General features: G+C 59.5%; 16 protein-coding genes. 9 read left to right on the top strand and 7 right to left on the bottom strand.

Annotated elements, in window-relative coordinates; translation table 11 throughout:
• Positions 1 to 61: 61 nt before the first annotated feature.
• A complete protein-coding gene (locus tag CKW30_RS07320; RefSeq protein ID WP_016771583.1) occupies positions 62 to 1,093 on the bottom strand; it encodes an amino acid ABC transporter substrate-binding protein in 1,032 nt (343 codons plus the stop codon).
• 468 nt (positions 1,094 to 1,561) lie between these two features.
• Between CKW30_RS07320 and CKW30_RS07315 the strand changes: the two genes are divergently transcribed.
• The 5 genes from CKW30_RS07315 to CKW30_RS07295 all read left to right on the top strand — a co-directional run bounded on the left by CKW30_RS07315 (position 1,562) and on the right by CKW30_RS07295 (position 6,844).
• The gene (locus CKW30_RS07315; RefSeq protein WP_056783069.1) at positions 1,562 to 2,218 is read left to right on the top strand and encodes an alpha/beta hydrolase; all 657 of its coding nucleotides are present in this window, start codon (positions 1,562 to 1,564) and stop codon (positions 2,216 to 2,218) included.
• 96 nt (positions 2,219 to 2,314) lie between these two features.
• A complete protein-coding gene (rhlB, locus tag CKW30_RS07310; protein WP_095180428.1) occupies positions 2,315 to 3,793 on the top strand; it encodes an ATP-dependent RNA helicase RhlB in 1,479 nt (492 codons plus the stop codon).
• Between the two features lie 117 nt (positions 3,794 to 3,910).
• Positions 3,911 to 4,855 (top strand): ornithine cyclodeaminase family protein, encoded by a 945-nt coding sequence (locus CKW30_RS07305; protein WP_095180427.1) that lies wholly within the window; start codon positions 3,911 to 3,913, stop codon positions 4,853 to 4,855.
• Positions 4,856 to 5,005: 150 nt separating this feature from the next.
• Entirely contained in the window at positions 5,006 to 6,133 is a 1,128-nt protein-coding gene (locus CKW30_RS07300) for an FAD-binding oxidoreductase (protein ID WP_095180426.1), read from the top strand.
• Positions 6,134 to 6,217: 84 nt separating this feature from the next.
• Positions 6,218 to 6,844 (top strand): transcriptional regulator, encoded by a 627-nt coding sequence (locus tag CKW30_RS07295; protein ID WP_016771588.1) that lies wholly within the window; start codon positions 6,218 to 6,220, stop codon positions 6,842 to 6,844.
• 101 nt (positions 6,845 to 6,945) lie between these two features.
• Here the strand turns inward: CKW30_RS07295 and CKW30_RS07290 are convergent, their stop codons facing one another.
• The 6 genes from CKW30_RS07290 to CKW30_RS07265 all read right to left on the bottom strand — a co-directional run bounded on the left by CKW30_RS07290 (position 6,946) and on the right by CKW30_RS07265 (position 12,202).
• Positions 6,946 to 7,722: an ABC transporter substrate-binding protein gene (locus CKW30_RS07290; RefSeq protein ID WP_056783062.1), complete on the bottom strand. Its 777-nt coding sequence runs from the start codon at positions 7,720 to 7,722 to the stop codon at positions 6,946 to 6,948.
• 262 nt (positions 7,723 to 7,984) lie between these two features.
• Positions 7,985 to 8,437 (bottom strand): molybdopterin synthase catalytic subunit MoaE, encoded by a 453-nt coding sequence (gene moaE, locus CKW30_RS07285; RefSeq protein ID WP_095180425.1) that lies wholly within the window; start codon positions 8,435 to 8,437, stop codon positions 7,985 to 7,987.
• A 2-nt stretch (positions 8,438 to 8,439) separates the two neighbouring features.
• Positions 8,440 to 8,682 (bottom strand): MoaD/ThiS family protein, encoded by a 243-nt coding sequence (locus CKW30_RS07280; protein ID WP_016771591.1) that lies wholly within the window; start codon positions 8,680 to 8,682, stop codon positions 8,440 to 8,442.
• A complete protein-coding gene (gene moaC / locus CKW30_RS07275) occupies positions 8,679 to 9,152 on the bottom strand; it encodes a cyclic pyranopterin monophosphate synthase MoaC (RefSeq protein ID WP_095180424.1) in 474 nt (157 codons plus the stop codon). The genes CKW30_RS07280 and moaC overlap by 4 nt, the downstream gene beginning before the upstream one ends.
• Positions 9,153 to 9,392: 240 nt before the next feature.
• Positions 9,393 to 10,787, bottom strand: a complete 1,395-nt coding sequence (locus CKW30_RS07270) for a PhoH family protein (protein WP_024011685.1) — start codon at positions 10,785 to 10,787, stop codon at positions 9,393 to 9,395.
• A gap of 338 nt (positions 10,788 to 11,125) precedes the next feature.
• The gene (locus tag CKW30_RS07265) at positions 11,126 to 12,202 is read right to left on the bottom strand and encodes a polysaccharide deacetylase family protein (RefSeq protein WP_370695134.1); all 1,077 of its coding nucleotides are present in this window, start codon (positions 12,200 to 12,202) and stop codon (positions 11,126 to 11,128) included.
• A gap of 363 nt (positions 12,203 to 12,565) precedes the next feature.
• Between CKW30_RS07265 and yaaA the strand changes: the two genes are divergently transcribed.
• The 4 genes from yaaA (at position 12,566) to CKW30_RS07245 (ending at position 18,237) form a co-directional block, all read left to right on the top strand.
• Entirely contained in the window at positions 12,566 to 13,345 is a 780-nt protein-coding gene (yaaA, locus tag CKW30_RS07260) for a peroxide stress protein YaaA (protein WP_095180422.1), read from the top strand.
• 809 nt (positions 13,346 to 14,154) lie between these two features.
• Entirely contained in the window at positions 14,155 to 15,471 is a 1,317-nt protein-coding gene (locus tag CKW30_RS07255) for a nucleotide sugar dehydrogenase (RefSeq protein WP_016771595.1), read from the top strand.
• A gap of 79 nt (positions 15,472 to 15,550) precedes the next feature.
• A complete protein-coding gene (alg8, locus tag CKW30_RS07250) occupies positions 15,551 to 17,032 on the top strand; it encodes a mannuronan synthase (RefSeq protein ID WP_162098720.1) in 1,482 nt (493 codons plus the stop codon).
• 35 nt (positions 17,033 to 17,067) lie between these two features.
• A complete protein-coding gene (locus CKW30_RS07245; protein ID WP_024011680.1) occupies positions 17,068 to 18,237 on the top strand; it encodes an alginate biosynthesis protein Alg44 in 1,170 nt (389 codons plus the stop codon).
• Positions 18,238 to 18,241 lie beyond the last annotated feature (4 nt).

Below are 18,241 nucleotides of genomic sequence, written 5' to 3'. Positions count from 1 at the left end.
GCCCCGGAAGAAATGGAACAAGAACATCACCCGGCGGTTGGCCCGCCGGGCGATAGAACCATTAGCGCACTGGTGGTGCGTACTGAATGCCGCCGTTGTTCCACAGGGCGTTCAGGCCACGGTCGATTTCCAGCGGAGTGCTCTTGCCGAGGTTTTTCTCGAAGATTTCGCCGTAGTTGCCGACCTGCTTGACGATCTGCACAACCCAGTCTTTGGGCAGCTTCAGGTCTTTGCCGTATTCGCCGTCAGCACCGAGCATACGGGCCACGTCCGGGTTCTTGGTGGACTTGGCTTCAGCTTCGACGTTCTTCGAAGTGATGCCGGCTTCTTCGGCATTGAGCAGCGCGTAGCCGACCCAACGCACGATGGCCAGCCACTCGTCGTCGCCGTTACGTACGACCGGGCCCAATGGTTCTTTGGAAATGGTTTCCGGCAGAACCACGTAGTCCTTCGGCGAGGCCAGCTTGCTGCGCTGGGCGAACAGCTGGGACTTGTCGGAGGTCAGCACGTCGCAACGACCGGATTCCAGCGACTTGGCGCTTTCATCGGAGGTGTCGAAGGTGATCGGGGTGTATTTCAGACCGTTGCCACGGAAGTAGTCGGAAACGTTCAGTTCGGTGGTGGTACCGGCCTGGATGCAGATGGTCGCGCCGTCGAGCTCTTTGGCACTTTTCACGCCCAGCTTGTTGTTTACCAGGAAGCCGATGCCGTCGTAGTAGGTGATGAAGCCCGGGAATTTCAGGCCCATGCCCGCGTCACGGGAGCTGGTCATGGTGGTGTTGCGCGACAGGATGTCGATCTCGCCGGACTGCAGCGCGGTGAAGCGCTCCTTGGCGTTCAACTGGCTGAACTTGACCTTGTTGGCGTCGCCGAAAACGGCTGCGGCCACAGCGCGGCAGACGTCGGCGTCGATGCCGAGAATCTTGCCGGTCGCATCCGGTACCGAGAAGCCCGGCAGACCGTCGCTCACGCCACACTGCACGAAACCTTTTTTCTGTACCGCATCCAGGGTTGCACCCGCCTGAGCGAACCCGCTGACGCCGAGTACTGCTGCAGCAGTCACGACCGCCAGAGTGGATTTCAACATCTTCATTCAAACCTCCAGTTTTGCTCTTGTTGTGTCGGAGCTTGAGTCCAGTCGCACCCTTTTGAGGCGTTGTTGACCCGTGTTGGCTTTTTTTGGGGTCAACCGACGTAAGACCTTCGCTATGAGTCTAGTAGGAGAAAATCCACATCATGGATCACTCACTTCTCACCAATCGGCCGAACGGGCTGTAGCCCTTTCACGTTCGCTAAGCCCGTAGCGGCCATTGGCGAACATCCATCACCGGATTCGTTGCTATCCCATCACGCGACTGACACTGATAGTGTTACCGCCACGCGTAGGACGCTTCGTACGCAAACCTCCATAGCAAACGCCGTACCACACCGCTTGCGAAAGTGATTGCGCGACACGTCAATAGCTAAACTTGTAACCTTGCGACATCTTGTTAACGGATCAACCGGGCGCGCACTTCAATCACGCACTCAATGAGAGCGCCCGCACATTTTTGGAGCAGACATGACCGAGCCCTTGATTCTTCAGCCTGTTAAGCCCGCAGACGCCTGCGTGATCTGGCTGCACGGCCTCGGCGCCGACCGTTACGACTTCCTGCCGGTGGCCGAGGCGTTGCAGGAAAGCCTGCTGAGCACGCGTTTTGTGCTGCCGCAGGCGCCGACGCGTCCAGTGACGATAAATGGCGGATATGCCATGCCCAGCTGGTACGACATCAAGGCCATGAGCCCGGCCCGGGCGATCGACCGTGACCAGTTGGAAGCTTCGGCAGAGCGCATCATCGAACTGATCGAAGCCGAGCGCGCCAGCGGAATAGACGCCTCGCGGATTTTTCTCGCCGGTTTTTCCCAGGGCGGCGCGGTGGTTCTGCACACCGCATTTCTGAAGTGGCAGGGGCCGTTGGGTGGGGTGCTGGCGTTGTCTACTTACGCACCGACATTCAGCGACGAACTGGAGTTATCCGCCAGCCAGCAGCGCATTCCGGTGCTATCGCTGCACGGCCAGTTCGATAACGTGGTGCAGAACTCGATGGGCCGCAGTGCTTACGAGCATTTGAAGAAGCATGGTGTCACCGTGACATGGCAGGAATACCCAATGGAGCACGAAGTGTTACCTGAAGAGATTCGCGACATTGGTGTCTGGTTGAGCGAACGACTGCGCTGATTGTCGACCAATCCCTGCCCATTGATCCCTCCTACTACGCCGCGCCCGATTCTTGCATTACACTGGCCGGCGTACATTCCTTAACCAATTGATGAGATGACCGTGCTCAAAGCACTCAAGAAAATGTTCGGTAAAAGCGAGGCTGAGCAGCTCGCGCCAGTTCCCAGTGCGCCGTCGCACGCCCCCGGTCATCGCGCCGATGCCCCGCAGGCCGACCGCCCCGCTCCCGCAGCCGCACCGAAGCCCGAAGAAAAACCCGCTGCGGCCGCGCCAATGGCCCTAGAGCCTGCACCCGGCGAAGCGCCGAAACCGGCCAGACCGCGTCGCGAACCGAAGCCCAAGGCACCGGTCATTCCATGGAAACTCGAAGACTTCGTCGTCGAGCCACAGGAAGGCAAAACCCGCTTTCACGATTTCAAGCTTGCCCCGGAACTGATGCACGCCATCCAGGACCTGGGCTTTCCGTACTGCACGCCGATCCAGGCGCAGGTGCTGGGCTTCACCCTCGCCGGCAAAGACGCCATTGGCCGCGCGCAGACCGGCACCGGCAAGACCGCCGCGTTCCTGATCTCGATCATCACCCAGTTGCTGCAGACGCCGCCGCCGAAAGAGCGCTATATGGGCGAGCCGCGTGCGCTGATCATCGCGCCGACCCGCGAACTGGTGGTGCAGATCGCCAAGGACGCCGCTGACCTGACCAAATACACCGGCCTCAATGTCATGACGTTCGTCGGCGGCATGGACTTCGACAAACAGCTCAAGCACCTCGAAGCGCGGCATTGCGACATCCTCGTCGCCACGCCGGGCCGCTTGCTCGACTTCAACCAGCGCGGCGACGTGCACCTGGACATGGTCGAAGTGATGGTCCTGGACGAAGCCGACCGCATGCTCGACATGGGTTTCATCCCGCAGGTACGGCAGATCATTCGCCAGACCCCGCCGAAGTCCGAGCGCCAGACCCTGCTGTTCTCCGCGACCTTCACCGAAGACGTGATGAATCTGGCCAAGCAATGGACCACCGACCCGGCGATTGTCGAAATCGAAATCACCAACGTCGCCAACGAGAACGTCGAGCAGCACATCTACGCCGTGGCCGCTGCCGACAAATACAAGCTGCTCTACAACCTGGTCAACGATAACGGTTGGGAGCGAGTCATCGTGTTTGCCAACCGCAAGGACGAAGTACGCCGCATCGAAGAGCGTCTGGTGCGTGATGGCATCAACGCCGCGCAGCTGTCCGGCGACGTGCCGCAACACAAGCGCATCAAGACTCTGGAAGGCTTCCGCGAAGGCAAGATTCGCGTGCTGGTGGCCACCGATGTCGCCGGTCGCGGCATCCACATCGACGGCATCAGCCACGTGATCAACTTCACCCTGCCGGAAGTCCCGGACGATTACGTGCACCGCATTGGCCGTACCGGTCGTGCCGGCGCCGATGGCGTGTCGATCAGCTTTGCCGGCGAGGACGACTCTTACCAGTTGCCGTCGATCGAAGAAAAGCTTGGTCGCAAGATCAGCTGTGAAACCCCGCCGACGCATCTGCTGCGTGCGGTTGAGCGCAAGCGTCCGCAGTAAGCGCCACGAAATGAAAAAGCGCAGCCGGCAACGGACTGCGCTTTTTTTATGCCCGATGGTTGCTCGCCAGAACTAAAAGTCCATAATGGAAAAATAAGTTTAGTTTCGGAGCGCGAAATGTCCAGTACGCCCTATGTGATCGATCAAGCCCAGGCCCATGAGCTATTGGCGCGTATCGATGTTCCGCAAATCCTGCGCAAGCTGTTCCGCGATCTGGCGGCCGGGAACGCCGTGCAGCCGGCGCAGCAATGGGTCGAGTTTCCGCAGGGTGCCGGCGACTTCATCAACTACTTGGGTGTACTGGCCGAGGACGGCGTGTACGGAGTGAAGACTTCGCCGTACATCGTCCGTGAGCAGGGAGCGCTGGTGACGGCATGGACCCTGCTGATGTCGATGAAAACCGGCCAGCCGCTGCTGCTCTGTGATGCCGGTGAACTGACCACCGCGCGCACCGCCGCGACCACGGCCGTGGCGGTCGACGTCCTCGCCCCGTTGAATGCACAGCGACTGGCGATCATCGGCAGCGGCAAGGTCGCTCAAGCGCATCTGCACTACGCCAAAGCGCTGCGCGACTGGCAGAGCATCAGCCTGTATTCGCCATCGCTGCTGGAAGATGCGCAAACACAGGCCGAGTTGAAGTGCATTGTGCCGTCAGTGAAGATTGCCGACAGCCTTGAGACCGTCACCGCCGATGCGGATGTGATCATGCTCTGCACCTCGTCGGCCGGGCCGGTGATTGATCCTGCAACGTTAAGCAAACCGGCGCTGATCACCTCGATCAGCACCAACGCCCCCCGCGCCCATGAGGTACCGCCGCAAAGTCTCAACGACATGCAGGTGTTCTGCGACTATCGTCTGACCACGCCGGGTTCGGCAGGTGAGATGCTGATTGCCGCCGAACAGCATGGCTGGAACAAGGATTCGATTGTCGGCGACCTCGCCGACTTGCTCAGCGAAAAAGTGCAGCGCCCGGGTTACGACCGTCACGTGTTCTTCCGTTCAATCGGCTTGGGCCTGGAAGACATTGCCCTCGCCAATGCGGTTTATCACTTAACCCACTAACGCCAAAAATCCCCTGTGGGAGCGAGCCTGCTCGCGAATGCGGTCTGACATTCAGCGAAGATGTCGACTGATACACCGCTTTCGCGAGCAGGCTCGCTCCCACAAGGGACTAGCGAACGCCTTGATATTGCGTACCCACTGGAGACCTACATGAACCACGCAGATTTCATCATCATCGGCGGCGGGATTGCCGGCGCTTCCACCGGGTTCTGGCTGGCGCCGCACGGCAAAGTGATCGTGCTCGAGCGTGAAACCCATCCCGGCTATCACTCCACCGGTCGCTCCGCCGCGCTGTACACCGCCGCCTACGGCACCGCACAGGTCCGCGCACTGACTCAGGCGAGCCGCGCGTTTTTCGACAGTCCTCCGAGCGGCTTTTGCGAGCACCCGCTGCTGACCCCGCGCGGCGAAATGACCGTCGACTTCATCGGTGATCCCGCCGAACTGAACAACCAATACCTCAGCGCCAAAGCCACCGTGCCGCAGATGCAACTGCTCAGCGCCGACGAAGCCTGCGCGCGTCTGCCGATCCTGCGCCGGGAAAAAGTCCACGGCGCGATCTACGATCCATCGGCCTGCGACATCGACACCGACGCGCTGCATCAAGGCTACCTGCGCGGCATCCGGCGCAACCACGGCGAAGTGCGCACCGATTGCGAAGTGCTCGGCTTGAGCCGCGATGCCGATGGCCTGTGGATCGTGCAGACCAACGGCGAGACATTCACCGCACCGGTGCTTATCAATGCCGCCGGTGCCTGGGCCGACAAGATCGCTGCCCTGGCCGGTGCGCAGCCGCTGGGTCTGCAAGCGAAACGCCGCGCCGCATTTATCTTTGCCGGCCCGGAAGGCGTTGACACTCATCATTGGCCAATGCTGGTCAGCCTCGACGAATCCTTCTACATGAAGCCCGACGCCGGCATGTTCCTCGGCTCGCCGGCCAACGCCGATCCGGTCGAACCGCACGATGTGCAGCCGGAAGAACTCGACATCGCCATGGGCATTTATCAGATCGAAGAGGCCACCACGCTGACCATTCGCCGTCCGACCCGCACCTGGGCCGGTCTGCGCAGTTTCGTTGCCGACGGTGATTTGCTCAGCGGCTTTGATCCGCAGGTGCCAGGGCTGTTCTGGGTCGCCGCGCAGGGCGGTTACGGCATTCAGACGTCGCCGGCGATGGGCCAGGCCAGTGCGGCGCTGGTGCGCGGCGAGCCATTCCCCGAGCACCTGCATCAATTCGGTCTGGACAGCGCCATGCTCTCCCCGGCCCGACTGGCTTGATCGCATCGACTCGTCCAAAGGATTGCGGCACACTCGCAGCGCCCCGGCACAAGGGGCGCTGACGCTGCCTGGAGCTCCACTGTCATGACTGCCCCCGAATTCGACCCAGCGCTGGATAACTTCCGCGCCATCGCCGACGCCATCGCCACGCTGTTCTTTCCCCACGCCGAGGTGGTGCTGCACGACCTGCGCACGCAGAAGGTCGACTACATCGCCAACAACCTGTCCAAGCGCGAGATCGGCGACGACTCGTCACTCGAAGACATGCTCAGCGAGGATGTCAGCGACAGGAACATCGGCCCGTACGAAAAGCTCAACTGGGACGGTCAGAAAATTCGCAGCCTGAGCACCGTGCTGCGTGACAGCGAAAGTCGGCCGCTGGCGGTGCTGTGCATCAATCTGAATATTTCCCTGTTCGAGAACGCCAAAGCGGCGCTGGACCTGTTTCTCTCGCCGAGCAAGCTGATTCCGCAGCCGGACTCGCTGTTCCGTGATGACTGGCAGGAACGCATCAACACCTTCCTCCACGCCTGGTTGCGCGAGCGGCAGTTGAGCCTGAACCTGCTGACCCGCGATCACAAACGCGAACTGGTGCTGGCGCTGCACGCCGAGGGCGCGTTCAAGGGCAAGAGCGCCTCGAACTACGTGGCCAATGTGCTGAACATGGGGCGGGCGACGGTGTACAAACATTTGAAGGAATTGAAGGGCTGAAGATTTGCATCGCTAGCGCTGGCCTCTTCGCGAGCAGGCTCGCTCCCACATTTGGAATGCGTTACCCCTGTGGGAGCGAGCCTGCTCGCGAAAGCGCTTGATCAATCGCCGTAGATATCGGTCTTGAAATACTTCTCGGAAATCTTCTGATACTCGCCATTCGCGCGAATCCCGTCGATGGCGCTGTTCAACTGGCTGACCAGTTCACCGTTGCCCTTGCGCACGGCAATCCCGGCACCCTCGCCGACGTACTTCGGATCCTTCAGCTCCGGCCCGACAAACTCATAACCCTTGCCACGCGGCATCGACAGAAAGTCATTGAGCGGGATGGTGTCGGCGAAAATCGCATCGAGGCGCCCCGCCGCCAGGTCCATGTAGATTTCTTCGTTGTTGCTGTAGCGCTTGACGTTGATGCCCTTGGGTTCGAACACCTCGGTGGCGTAACGATCAGTGGTGGTCGCGCGCTGCACGCCGACGTTCTTGCCTTTGAGGCTGGCGTACTGATCATCGACCGTAGCGCCTTCCTTCATGACCAGACGCGAAGAAGTGAAATAGTACTTGTGGCTGAAATCCACCGACTTCTTGCGATCTTCGTTGATGGTCATCGACGACAGCGCCATGTCGATCTTCTTCACTTTCAGCGAAGGAATCAGCCCGTCGAACTCACCTTCGACCCACACGCACTTGACCTTCATCTGCGCACAAAGGGCATTGCCGATGTCGTAGTCGAAGCCGACGATTTCACCTTTGTCGGTTTTCGACGCGAATGGCGGATAGGCCGCTTCGATGCCTATACGCAGGGTTTTCTCGGCGGCGAAGACGCTGGAGCAAGCCAGCAGACTGAGAGCCAGACCGGTGATGAGGGGAAGTTTCTTCATGTTCGTTCTCTCGCGGGTTGTTGTTGGTTTGGCGAAGAAGAGCAGCTACAAGCGGCAAGCTGATAGCTGCAAGACAGAAGCTTTTTTGTACTTGGAAATCCATACTGGACTCTCAGGTACAAATCGTCAATCGGGTAGAGAGGGAAGGATTTTCGGTGTCACAGATGACGCCTTCGCGAGCAGGCTCGCTCCCACAGGGGAACGCTTTCCAATTGTGGGAGCGAGCCTGCTCGCGAAGACTGACCGGAGGGCGCTACAGAAACTACTTCTTCCAGCGATCCGCAGCCGCATGATCACTGTCACGCCCTTCGACCCAACGCGGGCCGTCACTGGTGTTTTCTTTTTTCCAGAACGGCGCGCGGGTTTTCAGGTAGTCCATGACGAAGGCGCAGGCATCGAACGCGGCCTGGCGGTGGGCGCTGGCGGCGCCGACGAAGACGATCGGTTCGCCCGGCTCCAGCGCGCCGATGCGGTGCAGCACTTCCAGTTTCAACAGCGGCCAGCGCTGCTCGGCTTCGACAGTGATCTTGCCCAGAGCCTTTTCGGTCATGCCCGGATAGTGTTCGAGGAACATCCCGGCCACGTCGAGCCCGTCGTTGAAGTCGCGCACATAACCGACAAAACTCACCACTGCGCCAACGCCGACATTGGCCGCGTGCATCGCATTGACTTCAGCGCCCGGATCAAACGGCTTGGCCTGCACGCGAATCGTCATGTTCAGCCTCCGGTGACGGTGGGAAAAAACGCCACTTCGTCGCCATCAACTACTGGCTCGTCGAGCTGGCAGAGGTCTTCGTTGCGTGCGCACATCAGGTTCTGCTCGCTCAGCACTTCGGCGCCATCACGTTGCGCCAACAGTGCGCGAACGTCATCGACGGTGGCGAAATCGCCTTCAACCGCAACCGAATCCACGCCCAGCGCTTCACGGTAGCGGGCAAAAAATTTCACGGTCAGTTTCATGGCTGCTCCGCCTGGAAGTGGCCGCTCTTGCCGCCGACTTTCTCCAGCAGACGCACGCTTTCGATGGTCATGCCCCGGTCGACGGCTTTGCACATGTCGTAAATGGTCAGGGCGGCGACGCTGGCGGCGGTCAGCGCTTCCATTTCGACGCCGGTCTGCCCGGACAACTTGCAGCGAGCGACGATGCGCACGCTGTCATCACCCTCAGCGCTGAGTTCGACTTTGACGCCGGTGAGCAGCAGCGGGTGGCACAGGGGAATCAGATCGCTGGTCTTCTTCGCCGCCTGAATTCCGGCAATGCGCGCCACGGCGAACACATCACCCTTGGGATGGCCGCCGCTGACGATCATCTGCAGGGTTTCAGGGAGCATGCGCACCAGCGCTTGAGCGGTCGCTTCACGGAACGTCACGGCTTTTTCAGTGACGTCGACCATGTTGGCGCGACCTTGGGAATCGAGATGAGTCAGCACGGGATTACTCCTGATCAGGAGCGTGGATTGTAAACCTGTGGGTCAGATATCCGCATCACTGATTATGAAATCACCGTTGCCCCCTGTGGGAGCGAGCCTGCTCGCGAAAGCGGATTCAGATTCACTATAGATGTCGACTGATACACCGCATTCGCGAGCAGGCTCGCTCCCACAGGAGATATGCATTTATCCATAAAAAAACCGGGCGGCTTTAAGGGCCGCCCGGTTCTGGGTGAAGGGTTACAAATGCGATTCGGCGTATTCGGCCAGGATCGAGCGAGGCACCCCTTGCAGGGTGATGTGCACACCGTTGGGGAAATCCTTGAAGCGTTCGGTCAGGTAGGTCAGCCCGGAGCTGGTCGCGGACAGGTATGGGGTGTCGATCTGCGCCAGGTTGCCCAGGCACACCACTTTGGAACCGGCGCCGGCACGGGTGATGATGGTTTTCATCTGATGCGGCGTGAGGTTCTGGCATTCGTCGATCAGGATCAGGCTCTGCTGGAAGCTGCGACCACGAATATAGTTGAGCGATTTGAACTGCAACGGCACTTTGCTGAGGATGTAGTCGACGCTGCCATGGGTGTTTTCGTCATCCATGTGCAAGGCTTCGAGGTTGTCGGTGATGGCGCCCAGCCAAGGCTCCATTTTTTCCGCTTCGGTGCCGGGCAGGAAGCCGATTTCCTGGTCCAGACCCTGCACGCTGCGGGTGGCGATGATGCGGCGATAACGTTTGCTGACCATGGTCTGCTCGATCGCAGCGGCCAGCGCCAGAATGGTTTTACCGGACCCGGCGGCGCCGGACAGGTTGACCAGATGAATGTCCGGGTCAAGCAACGCGTACAGCGCCAGACTCTGATAGATGTCGCGCGGCTTCAGCCCCCAGGCCTCTTGATGCAGCAGTGGCTCCTGGTGCAGGTCGAGGATCAGCAGGCGGTCTTCCTGGATTTCCTTGATCCAGCCAACAAAGCCCTGCTCGTCGATGATGAACTCGTTGATGTGCACGGCCGGCAGGTTATCGATCAGTTGCACCTGATGCCAGGTGCGGCCGTGGTCCTGACGGGTTTCGACCTTGCTCACGCGGTCCCAGAAGGAGCCGGTCATGTTGTGGTAGCCGTTGGGCAGCAGGGACACGTCATCGACCAATTGGTCGGTGCTGTAGTCCTCGGCGTCGATCCCACAGGCGCGCGCCTTGAGGCGCATGTTGATGTCTTTGGTGACCAGCACCACCGGTTTTTGCGGATCGCGGGTATGCAGATCAATCAGTTGGTTGATGATTTTGTTGTCGTTCAGATGTTCGGGCAGAATCAGGTTCGACTCGGCCTGCTTGCTCATCAGAATTGACAGCAAGCCCTTCGGCCCGCCCTTGCCACGCTGGATCGGCACGCCCAGTTCAACGTCTTCAGGGGACGCATCGCCCAGGGTCTTGTCGATCAGGCGGATCGCCTGGCGGCATTCGGCGGCCACGCTGTGATGGCCGCTCTTGAGCTTGTCCAGCTCTTCCAGCACGGTCATCGGGATGGCGACGTGGTGTTCTTCGAAATTCAGCAGGGCATTTGGATCGTGAATCAATACGTTGGTATCGAGTACATACAGGATTGGCTGGTTGGAGGAAGGGCTGCGTCCGTGATCATCCATACTCGGTCACCTTTGTGGGAGCCATTCGACGCAATACCGTGACAGTGCTGCGCCTCGAGGTGACTGCCGAATTCATCCACGAGGGCTTGGATGAACTGCACACAATAGGAGTCTGGGAAGACGCCACCTGTGTTGCAGGTTTCGGCGGTCTGTCTTCGTAATACTCCAAAACCGATGACATAAAAAAGCTCTTTGACGGTTTTTTTAAGTTTATTTTTCAGAGTGACGAAAAGCCCTTGGCGGACTCCCCGTACCCCGCTAAAGTCGGAAGTCCGCCTGCATCGAATTCCTCCTGAAAATCACCCCAAGCCCAATGTTTCCGGGCTTTTTGTCGTTTCTCAACGAAACGCGTCCTGACAGTCTTCCCAGCCGATGCCGCTCTGCGCAGTCTGGGTGATCAGCCACGGCAGGGACGTCTTCACCGCATCCTGTTTCATGTTGAAATTGATCACCCCGTGCCGCCACAGCAGCATCAGGGTCAGCACCCGCTGCGCGCTTGCAGGGCCTTTGAGTTTGCCGGCACCGTCCTGGGCATCGATGTCCCACAGCGCCACTTGCAGGCCCTGGCTATTGAAGAAACCTTGTGCGTCACTGCGGCGCTGGCCATCCGGCGGACGGAACAGCGGCACGTAGTTTTCCGGCAGTTTGTTCTTCACCAGATCGGCGCTGCGCCGCACCGAATCCTGCCAGTCCTGCCAATGGCTGTGAGAGCGGAACTCCCAGCCCTGCACGCCAACGCACTGCCGGGAGAAACTCGCCTGCAGGCTGCTGACCGAACGGCCAGCGAGTCGCGCCTGAATATCCTTGCCCAGTACAAAGAATGTCCCGCTCAGATTAGATTTTCGCAGGTATTCGGTCAGCCAGTCGGTGTTGTCCGGTTGCACGTTGGCGGCGCTGTCGAAGGTCAGCAGAAACAGCCGGTCGTGCATGTCGTCGCCGTTGCGCTCGTAGTCGCCGAAACGATCGAATTCGTTACTGGTTTGCGGTGACAGCGCGGCCTTGCGCATCAGCTCGTCGAGGTACTGCAAATGGAAGATCCGGCTCGGCTCGGCCCACTTGGTGTAATAGCTGTCGTCGCTGACGACGAACTTGGCCGCCTGCTCGCGCAGGGTCGGCAGGTCTTCGACGAGGAAGCAGAACGAGGCGTCCTGATCGCAGCTTTGCTGGGCGTGGTTGTAGTTGGCGAGCAAGCGCTGCCAGAGGCGCTGGCGCAGCTGATTGACCGCATCGATATTGACCGTGCGCAGGCCCAGGCGCTGGGCCAGTGCCGCCTCGTCGATGGACTCGGTGCCGAGCAGGCCGCGAGCGAACATGAGGATTTCCGCCCGCGACGCGACGTCGAACAGGGTCGGATTGCTGAGCTGCTCCGGCCAGGTCGTGCGATCCAGCGTCGCCGCATCGCCGGGCGCCGCCATGGCGCCGAAGCTCAGCAGCCACGCGGTGAATAAAAGAACAATGCGCAAAGGGATGTCTCCATAACAAAACCCGCGCGGCACTATAGCTGATCCTGTCCTATTCCCCTCAGCCACGGATGATCGTTCCCACGCTCTGCGTGGTAACGCCTCCCCGGACGCTCCGCGTCCGACGACTGTGACGCAGAGCGTCACGGGCTGCATTCCCACGCGGAGCGTGGGAACGATCATGTGAATCCGCTTTCGCGAGCAGGCTCGCTCCCACAAGGGGTTTGAGTTAAGCCGTCGATCACCTATGGGCTTGATAGCTGGAGTCAACCCGGACAACCCCCTAGAATCGCCCCCACGATTAAAGGAGACGACTTCATGCTGATGGTGATTTCCCCCGCCAAGACCCTCGACTACGAAACACCGCCGGCGACCCAGCGCTTCACCCAGCCGCAGTACCTCGACCATTCCCAGGAATTGATCCAGCAGTTGCGCGAGCTGAGTCCGGCGCAGATCAGCGAGTTGATGCACGTGTCCGACAAGATCGGTGGCCTCAACGCCGCGCGTTTCGGCAGCTGGACACCCGCCTTCACCCCGGAAAACGCCAAGCAGGCCCTGCTCGCCTTCAAGGGTGACGTGTATACCGGCCTCGACGCTCAGTCCTTCAGCGAGGCGCAATTCGATTACGCGCAAAAGCACTTGCGCATGCTCTCCGGCCTTTATGGCCTGCTGCGGCCGCTGGACCTGATGCAACCCTATCGCCTGGAAATGGGCACCAAACTGGCCAACGGCCGTGGCAAGGATCTGTATGCGTTCTGGGGTACGCGCATCAGCGAGTGGCTGAATGAAGCGCTGGCCGATCAGGGCGATGACGTACTGCTCAACCTTGCATCCAACGAATACTTTTCTGCGGTCAAGCGCAGCGCCCTGAATGCGCGGATCATCAACACCGAGTTCAAGGATCAGAAGAACGGCCAGTACAAGATCATCAGTTTCTACGCGAAAAAAGCGCGCGGCCTGATGAGCCGTTTTGTGATCCAGGAACGGATCAACGACCCGGCTCAGCTCAAGCAATTCGATGTCCAGGGTTATCGCTACAGCGCCGAACAATCGAAACCCGACAATCTGGTGTTTTTGCGCGACCACGCCCCGGAATAAAGCATGCCCTTTGCACGACTCTTTTTCTCAAGAGTCGTGCAGTCCGCCCGAAGTCAAAATTCCCCCGCCGCATATCGCCAAATTCATGGCGCCAATAAAACCACACTCTATTTTCTAATTTTAGTTTCACTCGACACTGAAGTTTTTTTTCAGTAGTGGCACCTAAATTTTTTACCCGTAGTGGCACAAAACTATCGGCCCCGGTTTCGCCCCGATAACTAAAGGGCGAAATCGTTAGTGCTATCAATTTGCACCCAGTGCCATCTTCATCAATATTTCAAAAAATTTCGACTGGCACGATGAGCGGGCTGGAACTATGTCCAAATGCATTGCTCATACCACCGGTAACGATTCTCGCCGAGTTTGTACGAGATAACTTACGCAGAGCTGATAGCCATGTAACCAAGTTGTCACAGCAACTTGCCTGAGTGACTAACTAGTCTCAAAACAATCGAAGGACAGGAGATACGCACCATTAATATCCCCTACAAAGGCCAAGGCCGCGCCCCTATAAACGTGCTCGCCTGAGCACCTAACTGCTTGATTTACCGGCCCCCTACCGGACGTCGAGCAGGCTACACGACTGCACTAGAGTCTTCCCGCACGGAAGATCGGCTGCATAACAGGGCAAGTCATAACAACAAGGCCTAGTTGCGCACATCTTGAGTGCACTTATTAGACACTCGGAACTTTGTATGCCTGCACACGGCATTGTGGCGCCTGTAAGCCGCACTTCCGAGTGCACTAGTGACCGCTGAACACCATTAACTCCGGCCTTCTAAGGCCTGATATATACAGAGGTAATTGCGATGCGCATCAGCATATTTGGTTTGGGTTACGTTGGCGCAGTATGTGCCGGTTGCCTGTCTGCACGGGGCCATGACGTAGTTGGCGTCGATGTTGCCAAAGACAAGATCGACATGATTAACGCCGGCAAATCGCCGATTGTAGAACCAGGCCTGGGCGAACTGCTGCAGCAGGGTATCCAGACCGGTCGTCTGCGCGGCACGACCAACTTCGCCGAGGCGATTCGTGATACCGACCTGTCGATGATCTGCGTCGGCACGCCAAGCAAAAAGAACGGCGACCTGGAACTGAACTACATCGAGGCCGTGTGCCGCGAGATCGGTTTTGTCCTGCGTGAAAAAACCACCCGCCACACCATCGTCGTGCGCAGCACCGTGTTGCCAGGCACCGTGGCCAACGTGGTCATCCCGATTCTGGAAGACTGCTCGGGCAAGAAAGCCGGCGTCGATTTCGGCGTTGCGGTCAACCCGGAATTCCTCCGCGAATCCACCGCCATCGCTGACTACGATCAGCCACCGATGACCGTTATCGGCGAGTTCGATACCGCCTCGGGCGACGTTCTGCAATCGCTGTACGAAGAACTCGACGCACCGATCATCCGCAAGGACATCGCCGTTGCCGAGATGATCAAGTACACCTGCAACGTCTGGCACGCGACCAAAGTGACCTTCGCCAACGAGATCGGCAACATCGCCAAAGCCGTCGGCGTCGATGGTCGTGAAGTGATGGAAGTGGTCTGCCAGGACAAGACCCTGAACCTGTCCCAGTACTACATGCGTCCGGGCTTCGCCTTCGGCGGTTCGTGCTTGCCGAAAGACGTACGTGCGCTGACCTACCGCGCCGGTTCCCTGGACGTCGAAGCACCGCTGCTCAACTCGCTGATGCGCAGTAACGAATCGCAAGTGCAGAACGCTTTCGACATCGTTGAAAGCCATGAAAAACGCAAAGTCGCCCTGCTCGGTCTGAGCTTCAAGGCCGGCACCGACGACCTGCGCGAAAGCCCGCTGGTCGAACTGGCGGAAATGCTGATCGGCAAGGGTTACGACCTGAGCATCTACGACAGCAACGTCGAATACGCCCGTGTCCACGGTGCGAACAAGGACTACATCGAATCGAAGATTCCGCACGTATCGTCCCTGCTCAACTCCGACTTCGACTCGGTGATCGATAACTCCGACGTGATCATCCTCGGCAACCGCGACGAGAAATTCCGTTCGCTGGCCCAGGAAGCGCCGCAGGGCAAGCAAGTCATCGACCTGGTGGGCTTCATGTCCAAGGCCACCAGCGCCGGTAGCCGCACCGAAGGCATTTGCTGGTAAGGCAAGCCTCAAGCTTCAAGCCGCAAGCAAAAGCAACACGCTTGCGGCTTGAAGCCTCCATCACCTTCGGATGACGGTTATGACCAAGCTCAAACATTTTTTTCTGCAATCAGCCGGCTGGCTTTTTTATCTCAGTCTGCTGATGGGCCTGGCCTTGATGCTGCCCACGTCCACATTCGACTCCGAGTCGAAGGACTTCATTTTCCTGATTGGCGCCGTGGGTATCTGGCGCTACTCGATGGGTGCAACGCACTTTGTGCGCGGCATGATTTTTCTCTACATCGTTTACCCGCACCTGCGTCGCAAAGTACGCAAGCTGGGTAAAGCGGCCGATCCGTCGCATGTGTTTCTGATGGTCACCAGCTTTCGTATCGACGCGCTGACAACCGCGCAGGTCTACAGCTCGGTGATCCGCGAAGCCATCGACTGCGAACTGCCGACCACCATTGTCTGCTCGATCGTGGAAATGTCCGACGAGCTGCTGGTCAAGGCGCTGTGGGCACGGATGAATCCGCCGGAGCGGGTCAAGCTCGACTTCGTGCGCATTCCCGGCACCGGCAAGCGCGATGGTCTGGCCTTCGGTTTCCGTGCGATCTCCCGTCACCTGCCGGACGACCGTGCCGTGGTGGCCGTGATCGACGGCGACACCGTGCTCGGCGAAGGCGTCGTGCGCAAGACCGTGCCGTGGTTCCAGCTGTTCGGCAATGTCGGCGGCCTGACCACCAACGAGTTCTGCGAAGTGCGCGGCGGCTACATCATGAGCGAATGGCACAAGCTGCGTTTCGCCCAGCGCCACATCAACATGTGCTCGATGGCCCTGTCCAAGCGCGTACTGACCATGACCGGTCGGATGTCGGTTTTCAAAGCCTCCGTGGTGACCAATCCGGAGTTCATCGCCGACGTTGAAAGCGACTCGCTGCAACACTGGCGTCTGGGCCGCTTCAAGTTCCTGACCGGTGACGACAAGTCGAGCTGGTTCAGCCTGATGCGCCTGGGTTACGACACCTTCTACGTGCCGGACGCCGCGATCAACACCGTTGAGCATCCGCCGGAAAAGAGCTTCATCAAGGCCAGCCGCAAGCTGATGTTCCGCTGGTACGGCAACAACCTGCGCCAGAACTCGCGAGCACTGGGCCTGGGTATCCGCCGCCTCGGCGCGTTCACCTCGGTGGTGCTGTTCGACCAGCGCGTGTCGATGTGGACCTCGCTGCTCGGCCTGACCGTCGCACTGATCGCCAGCTTCAAGTACGGCACCGCGTTCATCCTCGTGTACCTGCTGTGGATCGGTATCACCCGCCTGATCCTGACGCTGTTGCTGTCGTGTTCCGGCCACCGCATCGGCCCTGCTTACCCGGCGATTCTGTATTACAACCAGATCGTTGGCGCCCTGGTGAAGATCTACGTGTTCTTCCGCCTCGACCAACAATCCTGGACTCGCCAGCCCACATCCCTGACCCGTGATCTCGCCAGCTTTCAACGTTGGTTCAACACCTGGTCGTCTCGGACCATGACCTTCTCCGCCGGCAGCATTTTTGTCGCCGTGCTGCTGATGATGGTCTGACCCGCTCCTATTGAATTAACAAGGAAATCGCCCCTATGAATACCGCCGTCAACGTCAACGTAGTGCATGAATCCGAAGCCCAGCGCCAGCACGCTCGCGTGAAAATCCCGGCCAAGCTGCGTTTCTTCGGCCCTGACCGGACTCCGCTCGAAGCGCGGGTCCTCGATCTGTCGGCTGGCGGTCTGGCGTTCAACGCCGGGCAGATGCCGCTGACCATCGGCGAGGTGTACAAGGCGCGTCTGCAATTTGTCATCGACAACCTCGGCCTGGCCATGGACGTTGAACTGCAGGTGCGTTCCTTTGACCGCGCCACCGGCCGCGCCGGCTGCCAGTTCCAGAACCTCGAGCCGCAGGACATTTCCACCCTGCGCCACCTGATCACTTCGCACCTGGCCGGCGACATCGTCAGCATCGGCGAAGTGCTGGCGACCCTGCAGCGCGACAACTTCACCAAGGCGCGCAAGAACAAGACCAACGACACCGGCATGACCCCGTTCGGCCGCCTGAAAGCCGTGACCTTCAGCGCCGGTATTTTCGCTGTTGGTCTGGTCGCTGCCGGTTTCATCTTCAAGTCGGTGTACGGCATGTACTTCGTCAGCCACGCGCAGGCCGGTCTGGTCAGCGTGCCGGGGATGAACATCACCATGCCGCGTGACGGCACCGTACAGAGCCTGGTCAAGTCCGACGGCGTTGCCGCCAAAGGCGCACCGCTGGCGACCTTCAGCACCAGCATGCTCGACGTGCTCAAGGGCCATCTGGCCGAAGACCAACTGGCCCCGGCCAAGGTTGAAGAACTGTTCGGCAAGCAAATGACCGGCACCCTGACTTCGCCGTGCGACTGCACCGTGGCCCAGCAACTGGTGGCTGACGGGCAGTACGCGAGCAAGGGCGACGTGATCTTCCAGTTGGTGCCGCGCAACACCCAGGCCAACGTTGAAGCACGCTTCTCCTATCGCCAGTTCGGCGACGTGCGCCCGGGCACCCCGGTGAGCTTCCAGATCGCCGGCGAAGACAAGACCCGCACCGGCAAGATCGTCAGCAGCACGAGCCTGAAGAGCGCCGACCTGTCCTCCGACATCCGCGTGCAGATCCAGCCTGACGAGCCGCTCGACAGCAGCCTGGCCGGCCGCCCGGTCGAAGTGAACAGCGACCGTGGCCCGAACCTGAACTGGCTGATCGACAAAGCCATGGCTGCCGGTCTTTAAGTCG

Origin of the sequence: Pseudomonas sp. Irchel 3F6, assembly GCF_900187595.1 — a bacterium.
In the GTDB taxonomy this organism is placed as follows: domain Bacteria; phylum Pseudomonadota; class Gammaproteobacteria; order Pseudomonadales; family Pseudomonadaceae; genus Aquipseudomonas; species Aquipseudomonas siliginis.
This window is presented reverse-complemented; position numbering and strand designations above follow the sequence as displayed.